Raw genomic sequence first — 8,514 nt, forward strand, 5'->3', positions numbered from 1 at the left:
TGTAAGGCTAACACTGCATAATTTCAGCCCAAAAGCGTTTGGCTTCCAAGTTTTCACAACTGATAAAAAAATCCGACCCACATCTGCGGAATGTGGGTTACAATCTTTGAAGGCTTCTTCAAGTTCAACCCAACGCTTTGGGGATATAGGGCCATGACTGGTAACTGCTTCAATCAAAAACAGCCATTCTCGGTCTTCGTCATACACTACAATATCTGGCAATTTGTCATGTGACATTGGGGGGACACCCAATGATTCCAGGTATTCGGCTTCTAAGAACATCAGCTTTCCGCCTTCTTTTCGACTGCTAGCGGTATCACCAATGTATAACAATCGACCGCCAGCACCGATGAAGCGCGAACAGAATTCGTGAACAATGTCGGCGTGAAGCTGATTATGCTTACCAGGTGACAGTGTGATGGTTTCACCGCTTGGTAAGCTAATTGGAATTTTGTGCAGATCGAGAGCGCGTTCATATTGTGCCTTCAATTCAGGCACCGCATCCTTGTAATCTTGAACTTTCCCCAACCAGCCGCCGTGTGGGTATTCCGCCAGAATCTCCAACATTGACTGATTCAATGAATAGTTATTGTCTTTGCTGTTGGTTGCTCGCGTGGGGTCATCTCGGTTTCGATCGACAATACGGGCTTGCTCGAATTGATGAAGTGTTTGTCTTCTGATGGTTTCGCGACTGTTCGGCTTATAGTCCATTCCATATTCATTACGGATGAATTCCATGATGTTCACGGTTGGCAAAAGCGGTGCTGTTGATGAACTCCAGTCATCTAAAGGTTTTATATTAGCCAGTGCCAAAAAGACCCATGCCGATCGATCGTTACACTGTGCTTTGGGCAGCCCCAAGGCAGTCAATAATGCTTTTGCTTCATTTAGTTTTTCTTGTTGTTGTGCCGTAAATTCCAAATTTCCCCCCTTATATTGAAGCTACTACACCAAGAACTCGATTCACGATCGAATCAATTTTAGCCGTTTCAAAAAGTTTAAGCTTGTGTACTTGATCACCAATTTTCTTCACTTGGTCACGAGATGGAAATTTCATTACCCTGATTTCAGTAGCATTAACTTGTGTATTCCCCGAAATGCACCTGAAATAATTATCCATGAATGATGAATTAAAGATAGTCGCAAGACCATAGGCTTCAATATTGGATAATTCACCACCTAATACACCGATATAATTAGTCTTGTTACCAAAGCCAATCAATTCACAATCGTGCATATTGGCAAGGTGAACGCTAGCAACTAAGCGCCGTTTTTCGTCTTTGGATGAAAAACGTTTTAGCAACACATAAGTACCATTTTTCATCGTATGTTTGTCATGCTCTTCATTAAGCCTGAAGGCTACATCTTTCTTGTGATTACCTATCCAAGTTGCAGTTAATGGTGTCACATTATGTGGACGGTAAAGCGGAACTGTATTTTCAGCACTCGTGTCTTCAGTGATGTATTGGCGGGCACGATGTTCGACCACACGACCAGTCGAAATAAAATATCCAGCACCTTCAAAAGTGGTTTTTAAAGTTTCAGCTTGCTTCAAAATACTAGCCGCAGAAGCTGATTCAGGAATTCTAATTAGTCTTTGATCGTTTGAAGGATCGACAATTAAATGAACCGGATATTGTTTTTCCTCAGCATTGTTGATGCTGGCATCGCAGTCACTCGATCTAACTGTTATGGTGTCGGCATTACTGCCTTTAACGAAGTAGCAAATAATGTTTTCTTGAAGCACTGTTGAGTCATCATTGTTAAACACCTTGTCTCGGTGTTTGAAAATATGAATTAATCTCAGTGCTGATTCAGTTAGCAAGTATTCACGAAAACCCTTGAAATATAGTCCATTTGTGAAGCTGCGAGGTGTTATCGTTACCATTTGACCGCCAGCCTTCATGCAAGCCATTACAACTGCCATGAACGAAGCATATATATTCGGATCGCCGTGATACAAATCGGCTACCGCTCTGGCATAAGGTGAATCTTTCGCACTATATTTAAAGTATGGCGGGTTGATTACTGATATATCAAAGGGCTGAAAAGTTTTTTCTTTATCTGGTCTAGCAATTATAAAGTCTTCACAGCAAATTTCGTAAGTAAATGTTCCTAGTTGTTCGCAAAACAAACACTGAACGATATTCAGCGTCTGTTTAAGGCTGGCAACTGCCTCGGAATCTAGTTCATATAGTACAGCATGAACGGCCTTACAACCCATACTCAAGCAATAGAAAGCAGTAGATGCGGCTAATATACCAGTTCCTGCGCCAGCATCAAGTATGCGAATAGTCTTACTTTTGGGCTTGACAATCAGAGATGCCATGTAATCGGACACGACGAATCCTGTGAAGAACTGCCCTAATATCTTCCTGCTTTCTAATGATTTAGATCTGAGAAATGCACTTTGAAGGCTAATAATATCGTCTTTTGGATCAATAAGTGCTTGCCGATTCAACTATTTTCACCCTTGCCTATAAGTTTTATAAGCATTATCTCTTATTTGACTCAATTTATTTAGGATCTTGTGTAGCTAACTAGTTATTAGACGGAAACTTTCCCTATAATACACCAAAATAGAGTGATAGACGGAAAAATTTCCGCCCAAAGCCTAATGTCCTGCTATGACTTTCCGTATGTCATCCTAGATCGGCGTGATATACAGAAACTTTCCAGATATCACCCCAAATCGGGATATTAAACGGCTCTCCTGGGTATTCGGTAAGTGAAGCCTATATGACTCCTGACGACTCCTGGCATGAGTTTCAATACTTGTACCGGGGAAATTTTGTAGATTGAGATACAATTTGCACCATAAAGCCAGGAGCCCTTTTGCTTCCAGTAAGCGTAATGCTCGATTGGATAGGCATAAACGGCTTTCTCGGCACCACCATGAACGGTCAAATCTGCCTGCTTGTCGCCATCTAAATTGAGCGATCGCATCATCACTCGTCCTGCCACTGGCTGCTTGAAAATACCAGTCGTGACCTGTTTTCGCTTCCAGGTGACTTCGCGTGGCAATCCAACACAAACGGAAATTAGTTTCATCAGGGAACCCCTTCGATGATTACTTCCTGAAACTCTAACGCAGTTTTCTGATTTTGGCATACGCTTTTTGAAATTGAGAAACCCACCTATTTAGGTAGGCAAAAAACCAACAATAGTGGAGTAAGAAAATCATCATCTAGTGTAGTAATGATTGGAAAGATGCTCTGTAAAGTGGAAGTTATCCCAATCTGCTGCAATAGCAATTGCGACTCTTATCTCATGGCTTTATCCCCCAACCCCGATCGATTAACACCGCCAGTGAGTAGCCGAGATCGTTGTCAAGGCAGCACCACCGCCAAAGTAACGCTGGTACAGTATGGCGACTATCAATGTCCGATCTGTCAATCAGCGCATGGCATCATCCCCTCGATTCAAGCACAGATGGGCGATCGCCTGCGGTTTGTATTTCGGCATTTTCCGCAGTCGCAGATTCATCCCGAAGCTTACCATGCGGCTGAAGCTACCGAAGCTGCTGCCGCACAAAATAAGTTTTGGGAAATGCACGCTTGCTTATTCGAGCATCCATCTCAACTTGCTGATAGTAATCTAGTCGAATATGCGATCGCGCTCGATCTGGATGTCGATCAGTTTTTACAAGAAATGTCTACCGATCGACATGTGGCACGGGTACAAGCGGATCTTGATAGTGGTATCGACAGCGGTGTGATCTCAACACCCACATTTTTTATCAACGGGGTGAAATACAATGGCGATCGCAGTTTAGAGACACTGCGAGATGCTGTTTTGCAAGCCGATCGTCAATGAGGAGAAATTAGATTAATCGATCTGGTTCACATCCAGGTAACGATTGTGATTAGTCATTATTATCCATCGCAAAAGTGCGTCGCTTGTCGAATCTTTGTGTTCTTCGCTAAAATTGTTCTTAGCATGGAATATGCTATATTAAACCTGTTTACCTTGACAGATTAGGCTCTCTAACATTAGGAAAGCTTTCAAAATTGCGCCGTACCCAATCCATCCCCACTTCATTATTGAGTTTAATTTTCTGAGGCGTATCAGGATAAATTTTCCCTAAAATATCCGCATCTTGATCCACAACAACTTTGCCAAAATTGAGATACATTCCCCCCAATAGCTTAAAGATAGGATGCTTTGCTTGACCGAACAGCAAAATATAAGTTCGCGTCCGATTCTCGGCTTCTGGTACGAATATATGACACTGTGCAGCTTTGCCGAATGGCATTTCTCCATGAAAAATTATTAGGCATGGGAAATGATTTTCTAAATGAGCTTTAAAGGTGCTGGGTAGTAACAACAAATCTGGCTTTCTGAGCTTTTCTGCCAAACTGTAAGGCGCGGTAGGCATATCATAAAACGCATGGGATTTATGTCCTTCATCGATGAATTGATGAAATTCGACATCGGTAATCCTAAACAAGTCTCGGTGAGTGCCGTTTTGGTGATTGTAGTCGTGCATATTCAGCAGCATCGTCAGCAAATCTGTCTCGATACTGCGATCGGCAGTATGCCCGATAAAGTAGTAAGTTTCGGCGATTTCCTGGAGCACATTGGGAATTGGAACTTGTGGCTCGTATCCGCCATAAGACCAAATGAAGTCACCTTGAATAATCAAATCTAACGGTTTTAGTAAGGGCAATGTTTTCTGCTTCGATCCGGGCAATACAGTGCAGCCGCCCGCATCAAATTTCAGGGCATGGAAGGGGCAGACGACACCGCTTGTGCGATCGCCCTCAGCTTCGCACCATCCTTCCGACAGCATTGCTCCCATATGCGGGCAAGCGTTGGGCAAGGCATTGATGCTTCCATCAGGATCTTTCCACATTACATAATCGCTGCCATACAAGGAAATTTTGCGAGGCTGGTTCGGTGTCAGCATCGACTTATGTGCCAACAACCAAGGCGCACCGGGAAGCATAGACTGCATGGTGTTCTCCTTTAGACCTAAAATTGTGAGAGATTTGTCGCTTTTCTAGAATATGACAAAAGATTCGCATTCGTCAAGCAGTTTGCGCCGTCAACCGAAACAGCAGCGTGGTAAAGAAAGAGTCGAAAAAATCTTGGATGCAGCAGCAGCAGTGTTTGATGAGGTGGGCTATTCCGAGGCGACGACTCATCTAATTGCAGCAAAAGCAGGGACAGCCATTGGTTCTCTGTATCAGTTTTTTCCTGATAAAGCTGCCATTTTTAATGCAATGGAACTGCGTCATGCCGATCGCGTTAAGGCGATGTGGGCCCAGACGAACACACCAGAAATCGTTCTGTCACCGCTGCGTGAAATGATTCACACCCTCGTGACTGCTGTTGCAGAGATGTTTGAACAGCCTGTATCGCGGGTGGTATTCGTGCAGTTTTATATAGCGCCGGAGATTTTCCAGTCGATCGATGAAAGTATGACTCAGGAGGCGATCGACTTTATGGCGAGTCTTTTGCAGCAGAGAAATCCCAGCTTGCCGGAGGTGCAATGCAGCCTGTTCGCGGAGGTTTGCGTTCACAGCAGCAATGCCGTCATTCTCTCGGCACTTCGCAACCCGGATTTACAGCATCGCCAACAACTGGTACAGCAGATTGAGGATTTGTTGGTGTCGTATTTAGAGCCATATGTCGGGGAAAGTCGGTTGAGCCATGTAATGAAAGTAATGAAATGTCCTCATTGTCGATCGCAGCAATTGTCCAAAAATGGGTATCGACGGGGGAAGCAGTGCTATCGCTGTAAGGAATGTGGCAAACAGTTTGTCGAGAATTCAGTGCGTTGAATCGGACACAATCTGAGTTGTAGTTTTCCATACTCGATCGCAATATCCAACACTTCAAAATTACATGATTTGTCGATCGCTCTTCTATTCGGTACGAGATATTCTTGTCTGTAGCCCGATCGCTCTTGAGAGAGAGTGCGATGCTTTTTGTTTGGGCGATCGCCAAGTTGTACTATACTGTCCTCTGTCTAAGACGACTAAAACCCAGAAAGGGTATATCATAACCTTAAATCAGATCATTTCTTCCCAGATATGTTCTACTGCTCGAATCCAAGGTGCTCTCATCCTTTCAATCCCGACAAATCTAAATTTTGTCAAAGTTGCGGCCAGCCCGACCTCACGCCTCTATTCAGAAACCGCTACCGCGTGATTCGACTGTTGGGGGAGGGGGGATTTGGCAGAACTTATGAAGCGGTAGATATCGATCGCATGGACGATCCCTGCGTCATCAAGCAGTTTATGCCCCAAGTTCAGGGAACATCAGCACTTGAAAAGGCTACAGAACTGTTTAAGCAAGAAGCGAAACGACTTTACGAACTCGGCGAACATCCCCAAATTCCTCGATTAATTGCTTATTTTGAACAAGACAAGCGACTTTATTTAGTACAAGAATTGATTGAGGGGCAAAATTTACTGGCTGAATTAACTCAGCAGGGAGTTTTTAGCGAAGAAAAAATTTGGCAGTTGCTGGCAGATATTTTGCCGATTCTGAAATTTGTGCACGATCGCAATGTCATTCACCGAGACATCAAACTTGAGAATATCATCCGCCGCCGCACCTCCCCCAATCCATCTCTAAATGCGGCAAATTTTAGCAATTCCGCTTTTCGGAGGGGAGCACGGCGAGAGTTAGTTTTAATTGATTTCGGCGTTTCAAAACAAGTGACTGGCTCGCTGATGAGCCAAGTAGGTACGACGGTAGGAACGCCCGGATATTCGCCGGTAGAACAAATGCGAGGTCAAGTTTTCCCCGGAAGCGATTTGTACAGTTTGGGGATAACTTGCCTGAGGCTGCTAACTCAATGTTTGCCAAAAATTGACGGTTCCGATGACCTTTACGATCCGATAAATGGCGGCTGGATTTGGAGAGAAAGGTTGCCCGCAGGTACAAAAATCAGCAGCGAGTTGGCAACAATTTTAGATAAATTAATTCAAGATTATCTCAAAAACAGATATCAATCTGCTGATGAAGTCATCAAAGCTTTAAATCTCTATTCTTTACCTCCCCAACCCCATTTTGGTAAGGGCGGACAACTTACGTTAAATTCTTCTCAGACCAAGGCAGCCCTACCTCCCCTCAATGCTTATCTAACCGAGGGAGGAAAGCTTGCTATCAATACCCCGATCAATCACAGCGCCCAAATCAACAGCAATATCTCTGTGAATTCAAGGGTAAAATCTAACACAAATCCGCCTCACAACCAGGGAACACCAAAGATTTCTGCTGTTAAAAGCAGTTTTGAATTTCAGGTGGTGACAGTAGACAATCGCGGGCAGCAAACTGATGTTAAAAGTGGCAAAACACATTTTTTTGAAGAACATCTCGGCCGCAATACAATCATGGAAATGGTATCTGTTCCTGGCGGTACTTTCCTGATGGGTACCCCAAAAGATCGGGGTGACAGTGACGAAAAACCGCAGCACTCAGTAACATTAGCACCTTTTTGTATTGGCAAATTTCCAGTCACTCAGGCACAGTGGGCAGCCGTTGCAGCGCTACCGGAAATTAAAATATATCTCAATCCCGATGCTGCCCGTTTTAAAGGTGTAAATCGACCGATAGAAAATATATCTTGGTATGAAGCGATGGAGTTTTGTGCTAGACTTTCTCGCAAAACTGGTAAGCATTATCGCTTGCCTAGCGAGGCCCAATGGGAATATGCTTGTCGGGGGGAAACTTCGGGGCCGTTTCACTTTGGGGAAACGATTACTAGCGAGTTAGCAAATTACAACGGAAATTCTAATTACGCTGATGCGCCGAAGGGAGTTTATCGCTTTCAAACTACAGATGTTGGTAGTTTTAAACCCAATGCTTTCGGATTGTATGATTTGCACGGAAATGTGTGGGAATGGTGCGCGGATGCTTGGCACAATAATTACAACGGTGCGCCTGTTGATGGCAGTGTTTGGGAGTCGGGCGGCGACTTTTCGCTGAGGTTGTTGCGGGGGGGTTCTTGGAACGATCATCCTCCGAATTGTCGCAGCGCGTGCCGCCTCAGATATCAGCCTGATTGTAAGGCTAGTATTGTGGGTTTTCGAGTGGTTGTTCCTGTGGTTTGATTTGTAGTCAGTTGTTAGTTGTTATATCAATTTTTTATGAGGCTGCTCCCGAATCTGATCCCCCCTAACCCCCCTTAATAAGCAGGGCGGTTTTATTATCGTCAGACAAATTAGGTACGTAGTTGCGCTTCAGCGCTCTTTATAATATTAGGAAAGAGCGCAAAGATCGCAACTACGTAGGGCTTGCTGAATAAGCCTAAAACCCTTACCTGAAAAGGCTTTGACTCGCGTTCGGCGCTGGTAATGTGTAAGACTATGAGGTAAAATCAGTCAAAAGCCATGCACAGCATCACTTTCGTTCATGTACCGAAAACTTGACTAGGGCCCCAAAAGCAGTGTCCAACTTTGACCTTCACGGACAAGGACAATTATCAGAGAATAATCGTTGGGTAATCATGGCAAAAATAATTCCATGGTCAGAATTTTTGTTGATGAATATGCCCAAAAA

At 44.0% G+C, this 8,514-nt stretch carries 6 protein-coding genes and 2 pseudogenes; 4 read left to right on the top strand and 4 right to left on the bottom strand.

What is annotated here, in order from left to right; genetic code table 11:
• From JGK11_RS31565 to JGK11_RS31575, 3 genes are all read right to left on the bottom strand, one after another.
• Positions 1–921 (bottom strand): BsuBI/PstI family type II restriction endonuclease (locus JGK11_RS31565; RefSeq protein ID WP_293214346.1); only part of this gene is annotated, 921 nt, incomplete at its 3' end.
• A 10-nt stretch (positions 922–931) separates the two neighbouring features.
• A complete protein-coding gene (locus JGK11_RS31570; RefSeq protein ID WP_293193344.1) occupies positions 932–2,461 on the bottom strand; it encodes an Eco57I restriction-modification methylase domain-containing protein in 1,530 nt (509 codons plus the stop codon).
• Positions 2,462–2,700: 239 nt separating this feature from the next.
• Positions 2,701–3,051 (bottom strand): hypothetical protein, encoded by a 351-nt coding sequence (locus JGK11_RS31575; protein WP_293186144.1) that lies wholly within the window; start codon positions 3,049–3,051, stop codon positions 2,701–2,703.
• 219 nt (positions 3,052–3,270) lie between these two features.
• On the opposite strand from JGK11_RS31575, the gene JGK11_RS31580 reads away from it, so the two are divergent.
• Positions 3,271–3,816, top strand: a complete 546-nt coding sequence (locus tag JGK11_RS31580) for a DsbA family protein (RefSeq protein WP_293186142.1) — start codon at positions 3,271–3,273, stop codon at positions 3,814–3,816.
• Between the two features lie 148 nt (positions 3,817–3,964).
• Here JGK11_RS31580 and JGK11_RS31585 read toward each other — a convergent pair whose 3' ends face one another.
• The gene (locus JGK11_RS31585; protein ID WP_293198721.1) at positions 3,965–4,957 is read right to left on the bottom strand and encodes a Rieske 2Fe-2S domain-containing protein; all 993 of its coding nucleotides are present in this window, start codon (positions 4,955–4,957) and stop codon (positions 3,965–3,967) included.
• Between the two features lie 52 nt (positions 4,958–5,009).
• Here JGK11_RS31585 and JGK11_RS31590 point away from each other — a divergent pair.
• The 3 genes and pseudogenes from JGK11_RS31590 to JGK11_RS31600 form a co-directional block, all read left to right on the top strand.
• A pseudogene (locus JGK11_RS31590) lies at positions 5,010–5,612 on the top strand (TetR/AcrR family transcriptional regulator); the annotation flags it as partial.
• A gap of 57 nt (positions 5,613–5,669) precedes the next feature.
• Positions 5,670–5,774: pseudogene (locus JGK11_RS31595) on the top strand (IS1 family transposase); the annotation flags it as partial.
• Positions 5,775–6,038: 264 nt separating this feature from the next.
• A complete protein-coding gene (locus tag JGK11_RS31600) occupies positions 6,039–8,066 on the top strand; it encodes an SUMF1/EgtB/PvdO family nonheme iron enzyme (RefSeq protein ID WP_293186136.1) in 2,028 nt (675 codons plus the stop codon).
• The last annotated feature ends 448 nt before the right edge of the window (positions 8,067–8,514 follow it).

Source organism: Microcoleus sp. PH2017_34_RAT_O_A (assembly GCF_020737885.1).
In the GTDB taxonomy this organism is placed as follows: Bacteria; Cyanobacteriota; Cyanobacteriia; order Cyanobacteriales; family Microcoleaceae; genus Microcoleus.